Source organism: Providencia sp. PROV033 (assembly GCF_028484855.1).
In the GTDB taxonomy this organism is placed as follows: domain Bacteria; phylum Pseudomonadota; class Gammaproteobacteria; order Enterobacterales; family Enterobacteriaceae; genus Providencia; species Providencia alcalifaciens.
Genome location: NZ_JAMPSW010000042.1, coordinates 1 through 20,407 on the forward strand (window position 1 = coordinate 1; position 20,407 = coordinate 20,407).

A 20,407-nucleotide genomic window follows, 5' to 3' on the forward strand; every position below is an offset into this window, starting at 1 on the left:
GTTTATGAATGAAAGTGAAATTGCAAAAAAACTAGGGATCAAAATCCGCATGCAAAGAGAAAGCCATAAAATGAGCCTTCAGCAAGCGGCCGACCTAATAGGTATTTCTGAGGATGAGATGAATCGTTTTGAAAGTGGTGAAAGCTGCATTGATGTTGATTCTCTTTTTCAGTTCGCGTATTTATTTAACCTAGAACCTGCATCATTTTTATACGGTGTCGTGAATGTAAATAGTGGAGTCCGTAGTACAATTCACTAACTATCTCAGTGAGTTAGAGTTTTTTAAATCGTTTATATAAAAGTAAAATAAAACTTAGGAATGAATTTTTTATTTCAATACAATTTTTAAAAGAGACACCATGACTCTAATCATCTAACCGGAAGAGGTTATCTATCTAGTTTACTAATATAGATGGTTTCTTCCGGCTTAATGAATGGCTTTTAATTATCATAACGTGAGTGTCGCATTATAACATTCAAGGTTAAATAAAACGCTTGTCTCACTGTGAATGAGTAATACTTAAGTCTCATTTATAATGGTTGCCAAAATTTACTTTATTTAAATAATAATAATCTTAAATTGTTCTATTACGAGTAAGTCACTATATTTATCCTTACGCGAATATACCCATTTTATTGAGGTTAATAATTTAATTGGTTTTAATGCTTACCAAATAAATTGATACATTTTGTCATGATTTATTCGCTATCCACCTTTTGACCGCTAATATGCTGCTGTAAATTGCTGGCGTATAAACTGTGGATGCTCCACTTCATCTAATATAGCAACGGCTAAATCTTGCACTGATATTTTTGCCGGTGTATTGCCATTCATTAATAATTGTTTACCACCGAGACGAAAGGTTTCTGTTCTTGCACCTGCTTCAAGCATTGCAGCAGGCGAAACAAAGGTCCAATCCAACGTATCAATAGATTCCAATGTGGTTTTAAACTCTTTCACTGCTTGAGCGCCAGGTCGGATGTTAGCAGGAAAATCAGGTGAATCTAATAGTAAGACACCAGGAGCAATTTCTAGGCTTCCCGCGCCACCTACCACGACAAACCGTTTTACGCCTGCCTTTTTAACAGCCTCTAAAATGGCATTATTGCCTGCAACAGTATCACTGTACAGATTAGGATTACTCCAACCACCATTAAATGCGCTGATCACCGCATCTTGACCTTTAAGTCGAGATATTAGCCATGGCACATCTAAGATATCGCCAGATTCAGCAATTAAATGAGCATGTTGTGGAAGCTGATTACTGTGGCGAGAAATCGCAGTGACTTGATGTTGGCGCATTAATGCTTCCGAGACCAATGCTTTACCAACAAAACCCGTAGCGCCAAGAATAGATATTTTCATTTTTCGCTCCAGCTGCCTTTTTCATTGAACAGGCTTGATGAATGTTAATGAAAGTATAGAGCATGAAAATTTATTTGGTTGTTTTTCTCTAAGTTATCGAGCGGCAAAAATCGATGACATGCTGGATTCGTTGCTTCAATGGTGAAGTTAACCCTGCGGGGGAAAGCCCCAACGAAATTTGTCTCAATGGTTCAGCAATAGCCATGGATAGGATAAGGTCACTGATAATCGTAAAATCATGGTGTGCGATGATTTTTTCTTGAGCGTGGTGAGCTAACCATTGAGTCAGTAATTGACGACTACGTTCAATTCCATTTTGTTGGTATTTTTCGAGTAACACGTCTTTATGTAAGAATTCAGTTTGCAACAAGCGATATAGCCCAACGGCTTTTTGGGAAAGGACGGTTTTGCCAATGAGTTCTAAGTTATTTTGCAACAAGTGAAATAATTCATCCCGAGAGGTAGCGGTTTGTTCAAAGAGAGGGACAAAGCTATCCGTCCAGCTAATAACCACTCTTTCTACGAGCGCTTCGCGATTTTCAATAAATCGATAGATGGTTTTTTTGGCGACGCCTGCTCGCTTAGCCACGTTATCAATACTGGTTAGTTGGTATCCATCTTCGAGTAGCGAATCTAGCGCCGCATTCATGATTTTTTCTTTAAGAATGGCCTCAGGAACACTTGGGCGACCACGCGTTTGTTTGCTCTCGGTGTTATTTGGCATAAATGGCTGACCTTATCTATCTAGCTTGACATTATTTCATTTTAGCTTAAAACTAATTTGGAAACAAAATAAGTTTCCTAATAAATTAATATAGGTAGATCATCATGAAGACAAATCAAACATGGGCAGTAAGTGATGTTAACCAGCTATTGTTACCTAATCCTTTACGCATGGAAATGGGCATTGAACGAGATGAAAATGGCTTACTAACCGTGGCAGTACGTACAGATTTGTATGGTTGCAAAGGACGAATGTTGGCATGGTGGTTTACCTTTTTTGAGACGACACAACATATTCGATGGTGGCACCCTCATGACCATGTTGCCCATTATGGGTGGGATGAAAAATGGAAAAAAGGGGAAAGCTTTATTGGTGCTTCCATTCACGCCGTTGAATCTCTCGGCGCTATTCCACCGGTAGCAGCAAAACTGAAATTTAGAGAGCCGACCGACTTTTTTGATACTTCAGCTTTTGAAAAAGCAATCAAGGATGGACATATTTCTGGCGCAGTGTGTTCTTCCATTGGCTTTGGTGAGCATGTTGAAATGGACTCGCAAGGTTATCCTATTGATGGAAAAATGATGCACTTAGTCCGCGACACTGAATTTGGTTGTGTATTACGTAGTCGTTTCTTATTGGGGGCATCTCTTAGCGACCCTCGAACACAGTTATCTGACGACATAGGGCTAGAGCTGATGCGCCATTGCTATAACGAATTTACCTACTTGTCTCGCTTTTTACCGTCTTTGTATTACGGTGAGCACGCAAATGGGGAGAATGTACCATTACCATGGTGAGGTAGGGCGAGGTATAAATAAAGCCTAGAGAGTGAGCGTTATAACTCCGAGTAGCGCTAGCTTTCTGGGCTTTTTTCTCTAAATAATTTCAAAATAATACTGGTGATAATAGCGATAGCACCACCAAGAGCGGTTTCTAGAACGCGATCAAATAATAAGGTGTAGGCGGGATGACGCCAATAAACCACTTGCTCGAGTACCGAAAGAATTAAGCTGGTGACAACAAAAGTCATAAAGGTATAGCCGTGATGGAAACTCATCGGGAGTAAAAATGCGAAGACTAAAATAGCAACGAGTCCGATATACGGCATCAACGGCGTATTAAATAAGAGAAATAAGAACAACACGGAAATTAAGCTGCCAGCCACACGTTGGAATGTGATACGCACGATACTTTCAGACTTAGGGTGTAATACAAAAACAAAGGTTAGCAATGTCCAATAGAAATGTCCTAAGTCAATCATACGAGGGAGAGCTAAAGATAATAGCAAGCCGATCGCATAGGTCATTGATCGCGGAATAATATTTTTGCGTAGTGTGAATAGATTTTTTTCTACAACCAGTGGCGTAATAATGGAGTGACGAGTCATTTTATGGCTGAGTACATAGTAAGTAATCAGGGTTACGCCACTGCCAATTAAAAAGCCCAGGGTTAGGCTTTTCGATATTTCAGGCAGAATAGTACCAATTGTGGACATAATAATCATGAATTTCATCGTTAAATCCATGATGGGGTCTGTGCCATAAAGCTGATAATAAATGAATGAGAAAATAGCCAGATAAATGTAAAAGCCCGTTCCCAAGCGCAAGGTATCACCAATATAGATAGCAACTAAAATCATGCATAACCAAAATGCAGTATAAAGATAATTTTTATACTCTTTGGCTGCATTAAATAAGTTGAATGAATAGAGCGTCGAAAAGGCGGCCCACATTGCGGCTTGAACATCGATCAGAGCGAGTGCAGTAAGGGCACTTAAAACTAAGCAGCTACTGAACAGAATACCGTCATGGATAGCAGGGATTTTCTTCATATTATGACGCTCAAAATTCGTTGTATAACTCTTTAATTATTAAGAGTATTCGATGATAACATACCGTTATGTGAAGACAAATGTTAGCCGTCAATAACGTATCTTTTTTCCTGCTTTATGGTGCAATTATTCCTGTTGAATGTGAGTGATTGTATTCATCGAACAGAAAAAATGCATAATAGCGGGGTGCTAGAGCAATTGTCGTCATGATAAGGAAGAATAAATGCAAATAATTAATCCCCATGATTTTGTTTGGGTCGGTAGTAATAGCGATGTCCCTCTTGACACTTTACCTGAATGGGTTAAAACACAATGGAATAGTAAGCTACCCCTTATTGTGTACCGAGAAAAAGCAGATAATAACCAACTCACGGTTGCTATCCGAGGTATTAAACCTCATCAACGGGTTACTACTCAAATCTCAAAATCTGCGATTACTCACATTATGAATGTGGAATCTCTCGTTTCAAATTCAATTGAACTACAGCGTTCGATGTTTATTGCTTTGCCCCCTATTCAAGTTTTACTCCTTATTTCACAGCATAATTGGCCTTGGAAATGGGGAGTGACGGGTAGCTGTGCTTACACGTTGGCGACGGACATTCAAAGCATGCTGGCGGATTGTGACCTTGATGTGGTGATCCGCTGCCCAACACGGCAGCAAAAAGAAGACTTTGCGCAGTTTGCCATCAAAGCGAATACACCTTATTGTCCTATTGATATTCATGTAGAAACGCCTAAAGGCGGATTCTCTTTAGCCGAATGGTTTAAAAATGATCAGGTGACACTCCATACGCCGACAGGGGATGTGATGACCGCAGATCCATGGGATGACAATTTATAGTCAAGTTGTGGAGAAAATAGCACATTATAGGTTTGTTTTTGTTCTATTTGTTCGAAAATTAATTTTGATGCTCGTGCAGGTGTTTTTTTAGTAATCAAAAAGACACAAGTAAAACCAGTGGTTTAATAGGGTTAGTGATAACCCTATTAAAAACGTTAGTGCTGGATGTGAGGCTCTAATTCTGCAGATTGTTTCCACGCTTGCATCGCGGGTAATGCAAGAATACGTTCGACCCATTGCTGAGCCTGTGAATTCACAGGAAGTTGGTAACTCTGGATCCGAAAAGCGATCGGGGCGAAAAATGCATCCACTGCGGTAAAACTCTTTCCTGCTAGCCACGGTCCACCAAATGTATCAAATCCTTCTTTCCATAATTGCTGAAGGCGATTGAGATTTCCTTGTAAGTCATGGGAAATTTCAGGAAGTGGTTCATTTCGAATGACGTCCATAGGACATTGTTGGCGTAACGCTGTAAACCCTGAATGCATCTCTGCACTAGCACAGCGAGCCCATGCTCTTGCTGATTTTTCTGTTGGCCAAACTTGGGGAAAATCTTCAGCAACATATTCACAAATAGCAAGAGAATCCCAAACAGTTTTGTCGCCATCGATGAGGCAAGGAACTAATCCAGAAGGGGAGAAACGACGAAATTTTTCGTGGCTACTTTTGCCGTTTTCGAAGAAACAGAGATTTTCTTCAAAAGGGATCTGCAATGCTTTTAATAAGATCCACGGTCTTAAGGACCATGAAGAGTAATTTTTGTTAGCAATCCAGAGTGTATACATACGTCAGCCTCTTAAAGTGATGGATAAGTAACCGATAAATAGATTATCAATTTAATCATGATTGGGAAGGATTAATGTGATTTATTCATAAAAAGAAAAAATCGCCTACTTATTTTAGAAAGGCTGGACTATATTTATAACAAATTCATCTATCATATTAAGATGCGCTATAAAGAATCAACAGATTAAAAAAGTAGAAAATTTATTATGGGCATGTATTTACATAAATAGAAGATTCTTTATTAAAGCTTTACGCTTGTAATAAGAAAAATAGAATTCATCTATTATTTCATAATGATGGTGATACTATTTGAATATCTTCGACAAAATATTTGTTTAACTTTGGGATAGGAATAAAGCCTGATTAACCTTATGATTATTCCTACTTGGTAAAACAAGTAATTACCTTTAAAACTATATGGTTTTTAAATTATGCAATGGAAGAATAACACCACGCGTTATGGGCATCTGTCGCTGCTCATTCATTGGTTGGTCGCAATTGTCGTATATGGAATGTTTGCATTAGGCTTATGGATGGTGTCTCTCGGTTACTATGATACCTGGTACCATCAAGCCCCTGAAATACATAAAAGCATAGGAATGTTGCTATTCTTTATTATGCTTTTTCGTGTGGTTTGGCGATTCATTTCTCCGCCACCTAAACCGTTAGCAAGTTATAGTAAATTAACTAAATTTGCTTCAATTACGGTTCAGCTTTTAATTTATATTATTTTATTCTCGATTTTGATCAGCGGTTATTTAATTTCAACCGCAGATGGACAAGCAATAAGTGTATTTGGCTGGTTTGATGTGCCTGCATTATTTACAGGCGCAGCAGAACAGGCTGATACCGCGGGTGAAATTCACCTTTATTTAGCTTGGGCTGTTGTTTTGTTATCTATTCTGCATGCATTTGCAGCTTTAAAACACCATTTCTTAGATGGTGATATTACTTTAAAAAGAATGTTGGGTTTTAATCCCGATAAATAACGTGGAGAGAGTTATGTTGAAGAAATCTATTTTAGGTCTTGCTGCGGGTACTTTACTATTATCAGCAGGATCTGCATTGGCAGAAAATTACCAATTTGATAAACAAGGGCAGCACGGGTTTATTGAGTTCCGTATCCAACACTTAGGTTACAGCTGGTTATACGGTAGCTTTAAAGATTTCGATGGTAACTTTACCTATGACGCCAAAGATCCAGCGAAAGATAAAGTAGAAGTGACCATCAAAACTGGCAGCATCGATACCAACCACGCAGAGCGTGATAAGCACTTACGTAGCCCTGATTTCTTAAACGCCGCTAAATTCCCAGAAGCGAAGTTTGTTTCGACCGCAGTGAAAAAAGAGGGTGATAAATACCTCGTGACAGGGGATTTCACATTAAATGGTGTGACAAAACCCATCACATTGGATGCAAAATTAACGGGTGAAGGTAAAGACCCTTGGGGGGGGTACCGTGCAGGTTTTGAAGCGAAAGGAAACATTAAACTGAAAGAGTTTAATATCAAATCTGACTTAGGTCCAAAATCTCAAGAAGTTGAATTAATGCTGTCTGTTGAAGGTGTTCAAGTTAAGTAATTCATTTTTTTGAGTCACTGTTATCAACTTCTTAAACCGTAGATGTTTAAATAGGCATCTGCGGTTTTTTGTTTTTAACTTGATTCGTAGTGCTAAACACCTACCTTTTACTCTATATTTACGCCTATTCCTATAGCGATATTATCTCGTCCACGTCTAAAATAATCGTAATGAGTTTATTGCTGAGTCTTATTACACTGACTAAAGTTAATAGTGGTTAGCAATGTCAGGTAGGCTTAGGTTGAGTATTGGTTTTATTGTTAAAAGGCAGAGTCACTTTGAATACAAATAGTTCACGCAAAACCGCACTAGTCGTTAGCATTATTTTTATTATTTTTGCGCTGGGTTTTTACTGGTTAAGTAAAGACAATAACGTGCTATCGACGGAAAGTAATAGCGAAATTCACTCCGAAGCAATTGCTCAAGTTGAAAAAGAACTGCCCATTTTAGTGACGATCAAAAAATTGAGTCCGATGACTTATCAGAATTTTGAGCATTTAATGTCTCAATACGATCCTGCGAATGAAGATTTGCGTCGTCAGCTGCTTGATCAAATTGTCAGCCAATCAATGAAATTAGTGGTGGAGCGTATGCCTTACGCGTCTGATGAAACTGTCATTAACTTCACTGCGAAAGTAAACGATAATATCAAGTCATTGTTAGAACAAGATCCATCAGGGAAAATGTGTTACGACGCATTATTTCCGCAATTAAGAGATTCTGCAGACATTATCCCTCCTCAGAAAAGCCAAGATGTATTGCTAAAACAAGTCAGTGCGATTAATGCATTACTGATTTCCAGTGAAGCAGGCAAGGAGCATGCACCGTTATCCCCAGAAAAATACCAACAAATGATGGGGGCTCTCAGGGCTGAGTTAACCGCCAAGTATGGAAATGATGTTTCGATGTTGGTTGATGTGAATGCAGGGAAAAAATCGCCAGCTACAGTATGCCAAATCTCGATCAGTCTATATGACTCGGCATTGAGCATTCCAGACACTCAGACTAAAGCGGCATTATTGCGTTCTTGGTTCTCTCCTGCGAAAAAATAGTCACTGACTACCTCTGCAATGAATTACTGATAGGATTAACACATTGTAAAACTCATCGAGTTTGGTATAGGGTGTTAATCCTTGTTGCATTTTGTTGCAATATCTATGCTCAAATAACACCCCTAAAGCGATATACTGCATAAATCAATGTCGGATTTTTATTCGCGTGGTCTATCATTTGTGTGGCTTAGCTACGCTATCAATTTAATACCATTTGGAGGCAAGATGCGATTTGTGAAGAAAAGCATTGTTACGCTCTTAACCATCGCCGCAATCTATGTTCCAGCCATGGTTTCTCAGGCTTGTACTCGAGTTGTTTATCTCGGGGAAGACCAGCAGATCATGACTGGCAGAACCATGGATTGGAAATACGATATCGGTACCAATTTATGGATTTTCCCACGTGGCATGGAACGAAATGGCGTGGCAGGACCTCAATCAATCAAATGGAAATCCAAATATGGCAGCGTGATTGCCTCAGGTTATGATATTTCGACAACAGATGGCATCAACGAGAAAGGGTTAGTCGCTAACTTGTTGTGGTTGGCTGAATCTAAATATCCAGAGCTCGACAATAAAAAGCCTGCACTCTCTATTTCACTGTGGGCACAATATATGTTGGATAATTATGCCACTGTCGAGGAAGCCGTTGCCGCATTAGAAAAAACACCATTGATTGTCGCCACGGATAAAGTGCCGGGACAAAATCGCTTAGCAACACTGCATTTATCCCTTTCGGATGCCAGTGGCGACAGTGCGATCATCGAATACATTGATGGCAAACAAGTTATTCACCATAGTCGTAAATACCAAGTTATGACAAACTCACCAACCTATGATAAACAGCTAGCGATGCAAGAATACTGGCAAGGGATTGGTGGAACGGTGATGTTACCTGGAACGAACCGCTCAGCGGATCGTTTTGCTCGAGCACAGTTCTATATCAATGCGATTCCACAAAAAACCACACCGAATAAAGCGGTTGCGAGTGTGTTTGGGGTGATCCGCAATGTTTCAGTTCCTTATGGTCTAAGTTCAGAGCAATCCCCAGAGATCTCTTCAACTCGTTGGCGTACTTTGGTTGACCATAAGCGCCAACTTTACTTCTTCGAATCTGCATTAACACCGAATATCTTTTGGACAGATTTAAAGAAAATTGATTTTTCCAGCGATACTGGAAAAGTGAAAAAATTAGAGTTAGGTGAAGAGCAAAGCCATATCTATTCAGGAGATGCGACGGCGCAATATGTTGATGCTAAACCGTTTGAATTTTTAGGGTTGAGTGCAGCACAGTTGGGTTATTAACATCTTGGTATCAACCTCCTGAATGTCAGGGGGTTGATACATATCAATTCATCATTTTTCAATTCATGAAAACGTTGCACTATTCAATTCAACGTCATAAGATGTATTTAAAATGCAACTTAAAGGTGATTCCATGACTGATTTAGTGTGCTACAAAACGATGCCTGTTTGGGACAAGGCTTCTATTCCATTAATGTTTCAAGACCGCCATAACACCAAAGAAGACACGTTCGCTCAATTGAAAGTGTTACAAGGTTCCCTCGATTTCATTATTTTTGGTGACGATGGTAGTGAGCAGAAATTTACATTCGATACACAAAATCAGCCCCCAGTGATCCAGCCGCAAGTCTGGCATCGTATTGCCGATTGTAGTGATGATGTACGTTGCCAGCTCTCTTTTTTATGCCGACCTGAAATCGCGTTTTATAAGCAGTATGACCTCAGTATCCCGCATTCAGAAGTTCGTTATCTTTGTGAGAATAACTTGGCTAAACCTTGTAAGGTTTTGGATTTAGGCTCTGGTCGTGGTCGCAATAGTTTCTACCTTGCTCAGCAAGGCTATGATGTTACCGCCGTTGATATTAACCAAAATCATATTCAAGCTATTGAAACGGTTAAACAGCAATCGGGTATTGAAAATATCCATACCGCCTTATATGACATTAATACTCACCAAATCCAAGGTGATTATGACCTGATTATTTCGACGGTGGTGTTGATGTTCCTGCAACGGGACAAAATCGCTGATATTGTGGCTGATATGCAATCACACACGCTATCTGGCGGAATTAACATCGTGGTATGTGCGGTAGAAACGCCGGATGCGCCACTGGATAGGGTGCCATTCACGTGCTTCTTAAAACCGGGTGAATTGCAGCAGTATTATCAAGACTGGGAAATTTTAAAATACAATGAAAACCCAGGTCATCTGCATAGAACGGATGCGCAAGGTAACCGAATCAAACTGAACTTTGCAACGCTGATTGCCAAGAAAAAATAGTCATTGATTGAAGATAAAATGGGTTGCTTAGGCAACCCATTTTGACATCTGCTTTAGGCATTTGAGGCGGTAGCTTGTTTTTCACTGCGCTCTAATGTCTTTTCCAGTAGGACAGAATAAAGAGGGCGACCGCCAAGGAATTGCGCTACCATCGTGGCACCAATACAGGTGATAATCATGGGTAAGATAAGTTGATAGTTACTGGTCATTTCTAAGACTAATACAATGCCCGTCAATGGCGCACGTACGGTGGCGGCAAATAGCGCGCCCATCCCAGCAATCGCAAAAGTACCCACTTCGATAGAATAGTTAGGGAATAGTTCAAGTGCCGCGTAACCATAAATTCCACCAAATAGTGTACCAAGCGCTAATAATGGTGAGAAAATCCCTCCCGGCGCGCCAGAGCTAAAGCTGATTGTTGAGGTTAAAAATCTCAGCGCAAAAAACACCATTAGTAGGGTGATTGTGAAGCTATTAGCCACCATTTGATGGATAACGCTATAACCACCACCCACAACTTCAGGGGCAAATACACCGATAGCACCACAGCAGCCACCAATCAGTCCACCCATCAGGACAAATCGTGAGATTTTGTTTTGATAAAACGCTAAAAACCGGCTTTGCAGATAGAGCAAGAAGCGGTTAAAGGCAATTCCTACGACACCAAATAGCATGCCCAAAATCAGATATAACCACAGTGTTTCCATTGGGGCTGCTGAGAATTGACCAATATTCAGTACGGCGGCTTCGCCATTAATCAACCGATAAACGATGGTGGCAGTCACTGCACCAATAAACACCGCTTTGATGGAAATTAAGCTGTATTTAAACTGCGGGCGCATCTCTTCAATGATAAATAATATTCCAGCTAATGGCGCATTAAATGCGGTGGAAAGACCCGCAGCGGCACCAGCCGCCAATAATGTATGACGAGATTCATTATCTTTAAGGCGAAATAAATCATAAAACATTTGGCTAATGTTCGCCCCGAGTTGCACGGTAGGACCTTCACGTCCAAGGACCATGCCTGAACCCAGTGTACCCAATCCTCCGATAAATTTAACGGGGATTACTCGCCACCATCGTACCGGACGTAAATCTTGCAATGCCCCTTCGATTTCAGGGATCCCTGAGCCACCCGATTCTGGGGAAAAGCGCTTGACCAAATAATAGCCGAGCATAGCTAACAGCGCGGAGGCAACGAACATGGCGGGGATTATCAACCATTTATTGGTGACATACTGATTGACGGAAGAGACTCGAATATGACTGACCCACTCCGTACCCAGCATAAATAGGGAACCAATCAGTCCAACGACAGCACCAATAATAGCGGCTAAAACAAGCACTTTGAGTGGTGTTTTATCAGATTCTTTTAGGTGGCGTAAAAAACTAAAATGGGTTTTGTTGTCTGATTTTGGAGTCGAATTAGCCTGCGTCATCGCTTTTTGATTCTCTTAAAATGATTTAACAACAATAACTTATGAATAGTAACTTATACACAAAAACAATTGTTCATAGTATAGCAATACTGTTTTGAAACCCCAGTGAAAAATGCAGTTGGGTAGGTAGAACGGATAATTGTACGCTATTGAATAATTCTTATTTACAGTAAAGCTTAATGTAGATCAACAAACCGTTAGATAGGATCTCAAGGCACTTTTTTATTTAAATAAAAGGGGTAATCTTAATGTTGTATATGAAATGCAACTTAAGAGGTTTTCTCCATGTATTGTGTGCAATGTGAACAAACAATTAGAACTCCAGCAACCAATGGTTGCGCTTATTCGCAAGGTATGTGCGGAAAAACCGCTGAAACTTCAGACTTGCAAGATTTATTAGTCGCGGTACTGCAAAGCCTATCTGCAAGTGCAGTGGTAGCGCGTGAATTGGGCATTATCGATCATGATGTGGACAGTTTTGCTCCGCGTGCCTTTTTCTCGACCTTAACTAACGTGAATTTCGATTCTGAACGTATTATCGGTTATGCCCGTGAAGCGATTTATCTGCGCGATAAATTAATCAAACACTGCCTATCTGTGAATAGCGCAGTGGCATTTAATCACCCACTGATTAACCTGCAACTAGCAGGACAAGATATTCAATCACTGCAACAACAAGCGGCACAATTTGCATTAGATATTGATAAAGCCCAAATTGGTGATGATATTCATGGTTTACGTATGCTGTGCCTGTATGGTCTAAAAGGGGCAGCGGCATATATGGAACATGCTCACGTTCTGGGGCAATTTGATAATCAAATTTATGCCCAATACCATGAAATAATGGCGTGGTTAGGAACGTTACCCGCAGACATGAATGAGCTGCTTGATAATGCGATGGCTATCGGCATGATGAACTTCAAAATCATGGAAATTTTGGATGCAGGTGAGACTAGCGAGTTTGGTCATCCGGTGCCAACTGAAGTGAATGTACGCCCTGTAGCAGGTAAATGTATTTTGATTTCAGGTCATGACCTGAAAGATTTAAAAATGCTGTTAGAACAAACTGAAGGAACCGGCGTCAACATTTACACCCATGGTGAAATGTTACCTGCTCACGGTTATCCTGAACTGAAAAAATATTCACACTTAGTCGGTAACTACGGCAGCGGTTGGCAAAATCAACAAGTGGAATTCGCCAAATTCCCAGGTCCTGTATTAATGACCTCTAACTGTATTATCGACCCTGATGTTGGTGAATATAAAGACCGTATTTGGACTCGCAGTATTGTGGGCTGGCCGGGTGTCAAACACATCACAGGAGACAGTTTTGCTGACATGATTGCTCAAGCTCAGCAAATGTCAGGTTTCCCATACACAGAAATTGAACACAAAATTACTGTTGGTTTTGGCCGTCAGACATTACTTGGCGCCGCAGATGCAGTGATTGACTTAGTGGCTCAGAAAAAACTGCGTCATGTATTCTTAGTCGGCGGCTGTGATGGTAGCCGTGGTGAGCGCAGTTACTACACAGATTTCGCACGTAGCGTACCAAAAGACTGCCTCATCTTGACATTGGCATGTGGTAAATACCGCTTCAATAAACTGGATTTCGGTACCTTAGAAGGCTTACCACGCTTGCTGGATGTGGGTCAATGTAACGATGCTTATTCCGCCATTATGTTAGCGGTGAACCTAGCAGAGAAATTAGGTTGTGGTGTGAATGATTTACCTCTAAGCCTGATCCTTTCTTGGTTCGAGCAAAAAGCGATTGTTATTTTGTTAACCTTGCTGGCTTTGGGGGTGAAAAATATTTATACCGGACCAACCGCGCCAGGCTTCTTAACTGAAAACTTGCTGAATATTCTGAATGAAAAATTTGGTATGCGCAGCATTACCACGGTTGAACAAGATTTGGCGGAAATTCTGCCTGCATAAAACGGAAGGAAACCAAGGAGGAAGGGGCTTCCTCCTTGCAAGGAGTCACTCATGACCATGCCAACAAGCTTATGTCCAAACAGAATGCAAATTCACTCAATTGTGCAAGAAACCTCTGATGTTTGGACTATTAACTTAATTAATCATGATTTTTACCAATACGAACCGGGGCAATATGCGCTCGTGAGTATCAAAAACAGTGATGAAGTCATGCGCGCTTATACCTTGTCTTCATCTCCGGGACAAAGCCGTTTTATCTCTATTACCGTGAGGCGATTAGACGAGGGTGCAGGCTCTTGCTGGCTGACGGGGGAAGTGAAACCAGGGGATTACCTGTGGTTATCTGAGGCGCAAGGTGAATTTACCTGTGCAAATGTGCAAAGCAACCAATACTTAATGCTGGCGGCAGGTTGCGGTGTCACTCCGATTATGTCGATGACCCGCTGGTTGATGGCGAATCGACCAGAAACAAATGTCAAAGTGCTGTTTAATGTTCGTGATGAAAAGCAGGTTATCTTTGCGAATGAATGGCAAAAATTGGTTCAACAATATCCTCAGCGTTTACAGCTTTGCATCATGCCGGAAACACCGGATAACGGGGGAGTTGCACAAGGTCGCTTAAGCCAAGAGAAATTGCTGGAGTTAGTGCCGGATATTCATGAGCGAGTGGTGATGACCTGTGGACCCGTTCCTTATATGAAAAATGTTCAGCAGTTTTCCAAAGCATTAGGTGTGCCAGTGGAACATTTCTTTATGGAACGTTTTACCACTGGCGGTGATGAAGCGGTAAGTGAAGAGGTGCTTAACTTAAAAATTCGTCATCGTTTAGTCAATTTTAGCGTCCCAGTCGGAACGTCATTATTGTCGGCACTAGAGCAAAACAAACAGCCGGTGATCGCAGCATGCCGTGCTGGTGTATGCGGTAGCTGTAAAACCAAAGTACTCTCAGGTAATTATACAACCAGCAGTACGATGACATTAACGGCAGACGAAATTGCTAATGGATATGTTTTAGCGTGCAGTTGTCAATTACAGGGCGACACAGAAATCGCTTAATGAGTTTTCGATAATATCATTTTGAGAATGCCTCATTCATTGCCACCTTATTTTAAATATAAATAAGGTGGCTTTTTTGTTTATTAATCGGCTTGTTTGCGTTTCGAAATATAATTAAAAATAAGCCGATAATTCATTACGTTATTATCACTTTATATATTATGAATAATATAATTTCCCATTAAAGTTACAAATGGTTACACGCTGAATTCTTGATACACATTAACTTAAACAAAACTTAAACAAGGGGAGGCTATTAAAAAAAGAGCACAGTAAAAGGGTGGAAATTAAGCATTCAGTGGGTATAATTCGCGCCGCATCCAAAGTGCAGTATCTCGTTAGGCGAGGCTCCTATACAAACATAGGTTACTGATCTGACGACGTCGAGAGACGCCCAAGATTAGGACAGGATATATCGACCGAAGGTATATCCCCATGTAACTTCCTGCTTTATGCAGGATACGTTGTATAGTGCTAAAACCGAGACGAAGAGATAGCAAACGCATTCTCTCATCTGGTTTCGCCCCTATGTGAGTACTGTTTGAGTAAACAACAGTAATAGGGACCAAAAAAATGACATTCTCTACCCAGAACAAAGCGGGTGCAGTAGCAATTGCACAGTCCGCAATGAAAGACGCACGTCAAAAGTCTAATCAAACACAACCCACTAAAATTGATGATTCAACTGTTCACGCATATATGAGCCAATCTTATTTGCCTGTTTCGGTTGCAGACTCTGTGGCATGTGTGAAGAAAAGCCTTATTGAACACCTCGATGGCGAACAAATTCCAACGTATTTATTTGTCGTAGATAGTGAAAACTATTTAAATGGAATTTTGTCCGTTAAATCATTACTTGCCGCATCAGAAGATTTATTAGTGTCGGACATTATGCGCCACAATTATTTCTCTGTTTCTCCTGAACAATCACGTCACGACGTTTATGATTTAATTAATCATAGTGGTTTGGATATGATCCCCGTTGTTCAGTTTGGTAAGTTGATGGGGGTATTACGTCCTCAAGATATCGCTGAATTAATTGAAGATGAAAATACCCTCGATGCACAATTGCAGGGTGCGACTACACCATTAGAAGAGCCTTACTTAACCACTAGCCCAGTCACTCTGTGGCGTAAGCGTGTTGTGTGGTTACTGATGCTGTTTGTCGCGGAAGCGTACACTGGAACGGTACTTAAAGCATTTGAAGAGCAGCTTGAGGCGGCTATTTCATTGGCATTCTTTATTCCATTATTGATTGGAACCGGTGGTAACAGTGGAACACAGATCACCTCGACCCTTGTCAGAGCGATGGCATTGGGCGAAGTGAGTTTACGTAACCTCGGCGCGGTACTGAAAAAAGAAGTTTCAACGTCGTTCTTAGTAGCCATTACTATAGGTGCAGCTGCGTTAATTCGTGCTTGGATTTTAGGTGTGGGTCATGAAGTGACTATCGTGGTCAGTTTAACGATTGTGGCAATCACCGTGTGGAGTGCGATTGTTTCTTCCATTATTCCAATGGTTCTGAAAAAATTAAAAGTTGACCCAGCGGTAGTTTCTGCGCCGTTTATTGCAACATTTATTGATGGGACTGGCTTAATTATTTACTTTGAAATCGCTAAATTGGTGATGACGGAGTTCGCCTAAGTTCGGACCAACCTCTTGATGCGGCAGGGAATTAGCTCTCTGCCGCTGACGCAATCTCTCGCTTAAGAATTTCCCCGCACTTTCGACATAAATATTGATTTTCCCCACGCTCAACTTTGTTATGCCTTCTGATGGTCAACTCGTGAATGGTATCGCAGCCACAAAGATAACGGAATGTTCGGCTTTTGACGCTAGTGACTGCAAAGTTATGAGTCCGTTTCGGGGTTACGCCTAAAACATTTTGCATCATCCATTTCCATTCATTGCCATGGGGAGCTACCCCTTTTCGACCAAAAACCCGGTAAACCAGTAAGTGAGCGAGTTCATGGGGGATGACTTCATCCACGAAATTATCTGGATTTTCAATTAACAGCGTTGGATTAACGCGAATTTCCCAATCTTTGAGATAGGCACTGCCAGCAGTGGTGCCACGTTGCTTATAGTTGATGACGGGCTCTGGAAATGTTTGCTCCAGTTTTTGCTCTGCTAACGCGAGTTTTTCACGCAAGGTTTTCATCACTCGCTGCTGGAGCATGATGGGGACTCTGATCGTTTTCATGTGGTCAAGAATACGTGAAGCCATATAGTTCTCACAAGTGATAATTGACAATAAATATATAAATTAATATATTATTATTAAATATAATGATATCTGTAAGTAAGTAGCTAGGACACGAAGATGCAAAAGAGTGAACAACCCAACTCAGAACAGCTGCTTTTAGCAATGACTCAAGCGGCAACGCAAACGGCGTCATTATTAAAAACACTGGGGAATCCAGATAGACTGTTATTGCTATGCCAATTAACCCAAGGTGAAGCGTGTGTGAGTGATTTAGAAGCGTCACTCGGTATTCAACAGCCCACATTGTCACAGCAGTTAACCGTGTTAAGAAACGAGGAATTGGTAGCGACTCGTCGCGAAGGTAAACGCATTTATTATTCTATTGCAGATGAGAAATTGTTTATCTTACTCAATACCTTGTACCAACTTTATTGTCCTGTGAAGGGGAATTAATATGACGATTGATTGGGTCAATTTCACGCCATGGTCAGCGGCGATTGGCGGTATTTTAATTGGTTTAGCGGCAGCAATATTACTGATTTTAAATGGTCGGATTGCAGGGATCAGCGGGATATTAGCGGGGGTTCTTAAGCCCGTGAAAGGGGATACGGCTTGGAAGCTCGCTTTTATTGTCGGCATCTTAGTGGCACCGCTACTGTTTACTGCCTTTGTGTATGCACCTGAAGTTACGATTACCACCAGCACGCCGTTACTCATTGCCGCTGGGCTGTTAGTGGGATTTGGTACTCGACTCGGCGGTGGATGTACTAGCGGTCACGGTATTTGCGGTATGGCGAGGTTTTCCCGCCGCTCCATTATTGCGGTCGTTATTTTCATGCTGGTGGCATTTATCACGGTTGCCGTCATTAATCATTTTGGTTTAAGAGGGTAATTCAATGCCAATCATCGTTGCGTTAGTCTCTGGAATTTTATTTGGATTGGGGTTGCTACTGGCTGGTATGGGTAATCCCGCTAAGATTTTGGCTTTCTTGGATATCACTGGCAATTGGGACCCATCACTATTAGTGACGATGGTCGTCGCCATGGTCATCAGTGCTATTGGGTATCAGTTCGTGAAAAAGCGCAAATCCAGTGTGTTAAATTGTCCATTGCAGATCCCAACCAGCAAGCTTATTGATAAGAAGTTACTTATTGGTAGTGCGTTGTTTGGCTTAGGTTGGGGGCTTGGCGGTATTTGTCCGGGACCTGCCATTTTATTAACCGGTATGGGACTGACTCAAGGTATTTTGTTTACGTTGGCGATGATAGCAGGAATGGCCATTTTCCAGCTGTTTCAACGTACTGAAAAATAATCATGGCTCAGGGGCAACTCACCTGTTTATCCAACACAAAATATGAAGCAAGTGAAAAGGTTATTTGATTCATCGAAGTGGTTATACATTACAGACATAAAAAAACCCATCATAATGATGGGTTTTTTGCTAATCGTCAGAGATGTTAGCGGAGATTACAGACCTGCAGCTTCACGCAGTTGAGCCGCTTTGTCGGTTTTTTCCCATGGGAATTGTGGACGACCAAAGTGACCGTAAGAAGCCGTTTGTTGGTACATTGGGTGTAACAGATCCAGCATTTGAATTAGACCGTAAGGACGTAAGTCAAAGAATTCACGGACTAATTTTACTAACAGTGCTTCGTCAACTTTACCGGTACCGAATGTTTCAACCATGATAGACGTTGGCTCTGCGACACCGATAGCGTAAGAAACTTGAATCTCACAACGGTCAGCTAAGCCAGCTGCCACGATGTTTTTTGCTACATAACGCGCCGCATACGCAGCAGAACGGTCAACTTTTGATGGATCTTTACCAGAGAATGCCCCACCACCGTGACGAGCCATACCGCCGTAGGTATCAACAATAATTTTACGACCGGTTAAACCGCAGTCACCCATTGGTCCGCCGATAACGAAACGGCCTGTTGGGTTGATGAAGTATTTCGTTGCTGGAGATAACCATTCAGCAGGTAGAACTGGCTTGATGATCTCTTCCATAACCGCTTCGTGTAAAGCTTTTTGGTCAATATCTTCTGAGTGCTGTGTGGACAGAACTACCGCGTCAATACCGACAATTTTGTTGTCATCGTATTGGAAGGTGACTTGGCTTTTCGCATCTGGGCGTAACCATGGCAGTGTGCCATTTTTACGCACTTCCGCTTGACGTTGAACTAGACGGTGTGCATAAGTCACCGGTGCAGGCATCAATACGTCAGTTTCGTTAGTGGCATAGCCAAACATTAGACCTTGGTCGCCAGCACCTTGTTCTAAAGGATCTGCACGGTCAACACCTTGGTTGATATCGGGTGATTGTTTACCAATGGCACTTAATACTGCGCAAGAGTTGGCATCAAAGCCCATGTCTGAACTGGTATAACCGATCTCACGAACGGTTTTACGCGTAATTTCTTCAATATCGACCCATGCGCTGGTGGTGATTTCGCCACCAACCATGACCATGCCAGTTTTGACATACGTTTCGCAAGCTACGCGCGCTTTTGGGTCTTGTTCAAGAATAGCATCAAGGACCGCATCAGAAATTTGGTCAGCAATTTTATCAGGATGCCCTTCTGATACGGACTCAGAAGTAAAGAGGTGTGTAGACATGAGATTAATACCTTAAGAATTCAAAGAACATTATAGTTGGATGTTTTAACATCTAGACGGCTATTCTAGACTTTTCAATGAATAATTTCTACCTGTTTTTCAGCCTAAAATGATAAGCGCATAAATGGTTAATTCAGTTAGTTTTATCGTGAATGTGAAATTTTAGATAATTTGCTTTTGCATTTTAGGGCTATTCGAGGTATAAACTGCGACCGTAGCGGATGGTTGTTATTTCTCGCTATATACCAGCAGGTCAGCCATGAGTCTGCTTTCTATCAGGAATGTTTATAACCGATTGAATTTTAATAGATGATTAAAATTCCCAAGGGGAAAACAGTTATATTGGGGGTTAATGGGCGATGATCCATAATCTACTGAATAACAGTATCCAACCGTCGTACGCGGATCGCCGTGTGACATTGGCTTTTACTTTCCTGTCTTTGTTTACTTCGTCACGAAGTTACCGTCATACCTATCATAGATCCTTAATACTTAGTCAGTAATCTGCTAGGTTTGTGGATGTATATTGTCACCGTTTAGACGTTCTAAGCACTTTTAATTACAATCTGAGTATCGCTGTTTCCCTGACATTACTGCCCAGTCGCACCATGCCTTTGGTGGGAGCTTGTCTGGAAGGAGAACGCATCACTCACCCC

21 protein-coding genes and 1 riboswitch are annotated in these 20,407 nt (G+C 41.2%); of the genes, 14 read left to right on the plus strand and 7 right to left on the minus strand.

What is annotated here, in order from left to right; genetic code table 11:
* Positions 1-259, plus strand: a 259-nt coding sequence (locus tag PSF16_RS09145) for a helix-turn-helix domain-containing protein (protein ID WP_272689149.1), incomplete at its 5' end; no start/stop codon positions are given.
* 465 nt (positions 260-724) lie between these two features.
* Here PSF16_RS09145 and PSF16_RS09150 read toward each other — a convergent pair.
* Together PSF16_RS09150 and PSF16_RS09155 are read right to left on the minus strand one after the other, a co-directional pair.
* Entirely contained in the window at positions 725-1,366 is a 642-nt protein-coding gene (locus PSF16_RS09150; RefSeq protein ID WP_036961729.1) for an NAD(P)-dependent oxidoreductase, read from the minus strand.
* Positions 1,367-1,454: 88 nt separating this feature from the next.
* Positions 1,455-2,090, minus strand: a complete 636-nt coding sequence (locus PSF16_RS09155; RefSeq protein WP_006661123.1) for a TetR/AcrR family transcriptional regulator — start codon at positions 2,088-2,090, stop codon at positions 1,455-1,457.
* 104 nt (positions 2,091-2,194) lie between these two features.
* On the opposite strand from PSF16_RS09155, the gene PSF16_RS09160 reads away from it, so the two are divergent.
* Positions 2,195-2,887, plus strand: coding sequence for a DAPG hydrolase family protein (locus PSF16_RS09160; protein WP_272689150.1), 693 nt, complete (start codon positions 2,195-2,197; stop codon positions 2,885-2,887).
* A 56-nt stretch (positions 2,888-2,943) separates the two neighbouring features.
* Here the strand turns inward: PSF16_RS09160 and PSF16_RS09165 are convergent, their stop codons facing one another.
* Complete coding sequence (locus tag PSF16_RS09165; RefSeq protein ID WP_006660715.1) at positions 2,944-3,921, minus strand: FUSC family protein; 978 nt, start codon at positions 3,919-3,921, stop codon at positions 2,944-2,946.
* A 223-nt stretch (positions 3,922-4,144) separates the two neighbouring features.
* Here PSF16_RS09165 and PSF16_RS09170 point away from each other — a divergent pair, with 223 nt between their 5' ends.
* Positions 4,145-4,765, plus strand: coding sequence for a malonate decarboxylase holo-ACP synthase (locus PSF16_RS09170; protein WP_006660716.1), 621 nt, complete (start codon positions 4,145-4,147; stop codon positions 4,763-4,765).
* Positions 4,766-4,920: 155 nt separating this feature from the next.
* Here PSF16_RS09170 and PSF16_RS09175 read toward each other — a convergent pair whose 3' ends face one another.
* Positions 4,921-5,550 carry a glutathione S-transferase family protein gene (locus PSF16_RS09175; protein WP_272689151.1) on the minus strand — a complete coding sequence of 210 codons (630 nt, stop codon included), beginning with the start codon at positions 5,548-5,550 and terminating at the stop codon, positions 4,921-4,923.
* Positions 5,551-5,982: 432 nt separating this feature from the next.
* On the opposite strand from PSF16_RS09175, the gene PSF16_RS09180 reads away from it, so the two are divergent.
* The 5 genes from PSF16_RS09180 to tehB all read left to right on the plus strand — a co-directional run bounded on the left by PSF16_RS09180 (position 5,983) and on the right by tehB (position 10,489).
* Positions 5,983-6,540 carry a cytochrome b gene (locus PSF16_RS09180; protein WP_006661126.1) on the plus strand — a complete coding sequence of 186 codons (558 nt, stop codon included), beginning with the start codon at positions 5,983-5,985 and terminating at the stop codon, positions 6,538-6,540.
* A 13-nt stretch (positions 6,541-6,553) separates the two neighbouring features.
* Positions 6,554-7,132: a YceI family protein gene (locus tag PSF16_RS09185; RefSeq protein ID WP_006660719.1), complete on the plus strand. Its 579-nt coding sequence runs from the start codon at positions 6,554-6,556 to the stop codon at positions 7,130-7,132.
* A gap of 278 nt (positions 7,133-7,410) precedes the next feature.
* Positions 7,411-8,184 carry a topoisomerase IV gene (locus PSF16_RS09190; protein ID WP_272689152.1) on the plus strand — a complete coding sequence of 258 codons (774 nt, stop codon included), beginning with the start codon at positions 7,411-7,413 and terminating at the stop codon, positions 8,182-8,184.
* Positions 8,185-8,409: 225 nt separating this feature from the next.
* On the plus strand, positions 8,410-9,489 hold the full coding sequence (locus PSF16_RS09195; protein WP_272689153.1) for a linear amide C-N hydrolase: 1,080 nt from the start codon (positions 8,410-8,412) through the stop codon (positions 9,487-9,489).
* A 112-nt stretch (positions 9,490-9,601) separates the two neighbouring features.
* Complete coding sequence (gene tehB, locus PSF16_RS09200) at positions 9,602-10,489, plus strand: SAM-dependent methyltransferase TehB (RefSeq protein WP_036968188.1); 888 nt, start codon at positions 9,602-9,604, stop codon at positions 10,487-10,489.
* 53 nt (positions 10,490-10,542) lie between these two features.
* Here tehB and clcA read toward each other — a convergent pair whose 3' ends face one another.
* Positions 10,543-11,931, minus strand: coding sequence for a H(+)/Cl(-) exchange transporter ClcA (clcA, locus tag PSF16_RS09205; RefSeq protein WP_272689154.1), 1,389 nt, complete (start codon positions 11,929-11,931; stop codon positions 10,543-10,545).
* A 285-nt stretch (positions 11,932-12,216) separates the two neighbouring features.
* Here clcA and hcp point away from each other — a divergent pair, with 285 nt between their 5' ends.
* The 3 genes from hcp to PSF16_RS09220 all read left to right on the plus strand — a co-directional run bounded on the left by hcp (position 12,217) and on the right by PSF16_RS09220 (position 16,569).
* A complete protein-coding gene (gene hcp, locus PSF16_RS09210) occupies positions 12,217-13,869 on the plus strand; it encodes a hydroxylamine reductase (RefSeq protein ID WP_006661132.1) in 1,653 nt (550 codons plus the stop codon).
* Between the two features lie 51 nt (positions 13,870-13,920).
* The gene (gene hcr, locus PSF16_RS09215) at positions 13,921-14,925 is read left to right on the plus strand and encodes an NADH oxidoreductase (RefSeq protein ID WP_006661133.1); all 1,005 of its coding nucleotides are present in this window, start codon (positions 13,921-13,923) and stop codon (positions 14,923-14,925) included.
* A 327-nt stretch (positions 14,926-15,252) separates the two neighbouring features.
* Positions 15,253-15,425: riboswitch (M-box (ykoK) riboswitch) on the plus strand.
* Positions 15,426-15,498: 73 nt separating this feature from the next.
* Positions 15,499-16,569, plus strand: a complete 1,071-nt coding sequence (locus PSF16_RS09220; RefSeq protein ID WP_006660726.1) for a magnesium transporter — start codon at positions 15,499-15,501, stop codon at positions 16,567-16,569.
* A gap of 31 nt (positions 16,570-16,600) precedes the next feature.
* Here PSF16_RS09220 and PSF16_RS09225 read toward each other — a convergent pair whose 3' ends face one another.
* Positions 16,601-17,128 carry a SprT family zinc-dependent metalloprotease gene (locus tag PSF16_RS09225; protein ID WP_272689157.1) on the minus strand — a complete coding sequence of 176 codons (528 nt, stop codon included), beginning with the start codon at positions 17,126-17,128 and terminating at the stop codon, positions 16,601-16,603.
* Between the two features lie 120 nt (positions 17,129-17,248).
* Here PSF16_RS09225 and PSF16_RS09230 point away from each other — a divergent pair, with 120 nt between their 5' ends.
* The 3 genes from PSF16_RS09230 to PSF16_RS09240 are packed head-to-tail and all read left to right on the plus strand — an operon-like array spanning position 17,249 to position 18,444.
* The gene (locus PSF16_RS09230) at positions 17,249-17,584 is read left to right on the plus strand and encodes an ArsR/SmtB family transcription factor (RefSeq protein ID WP_006660728.1); all 336 of its coding nucleotides are present in this window, start codon (positions 17,249-17,251) and stop codon (positions 17,582-17,584) included.
* Between the two features lies 1 nt (position 17,585).
* Positions 17,586-18,023 (plus strand): YeeE/YedE family protein, encoded by a 438-nt coding sequence (locus tag PSF16_RS09235; protein ID WP_036968197.1) that lies wholly within the window; start codon positions 17,586-17,588, stop codon positions 18,021-18,023.
* Between the two features lie 4 nt (positions 18,024-18,027).
* Positions 18,028-18,444 (plus strand): DUF6691 family protein, encoded by a 417-nt coding sequence (locus PSF16_RS09240; protein ID WP_006661135.1) that lies wholly within the window; start codon positions 18,028-18,030, stop codon positions 18,442-18,444.
* 155 nt (positions 18,445-18,599) lie between these two features.
* Here the strand turns inward: PSF16_RS09240 and metK are convergent, their stop codons facing one another.
* Positions 18,600-19,751: a methionine adenosyltransferase gene (gene metK / locus PSF16_RS09245; protein ID WP_006661136.1), complete on the minus strand. Its 1,152-nt coding sequence runs from the start codon at positions 19,749-19,751 to the stop codon at positions 18,600-18,602.
* Positions 19,752-20,407: the final 656 nt, after the last annotated feature.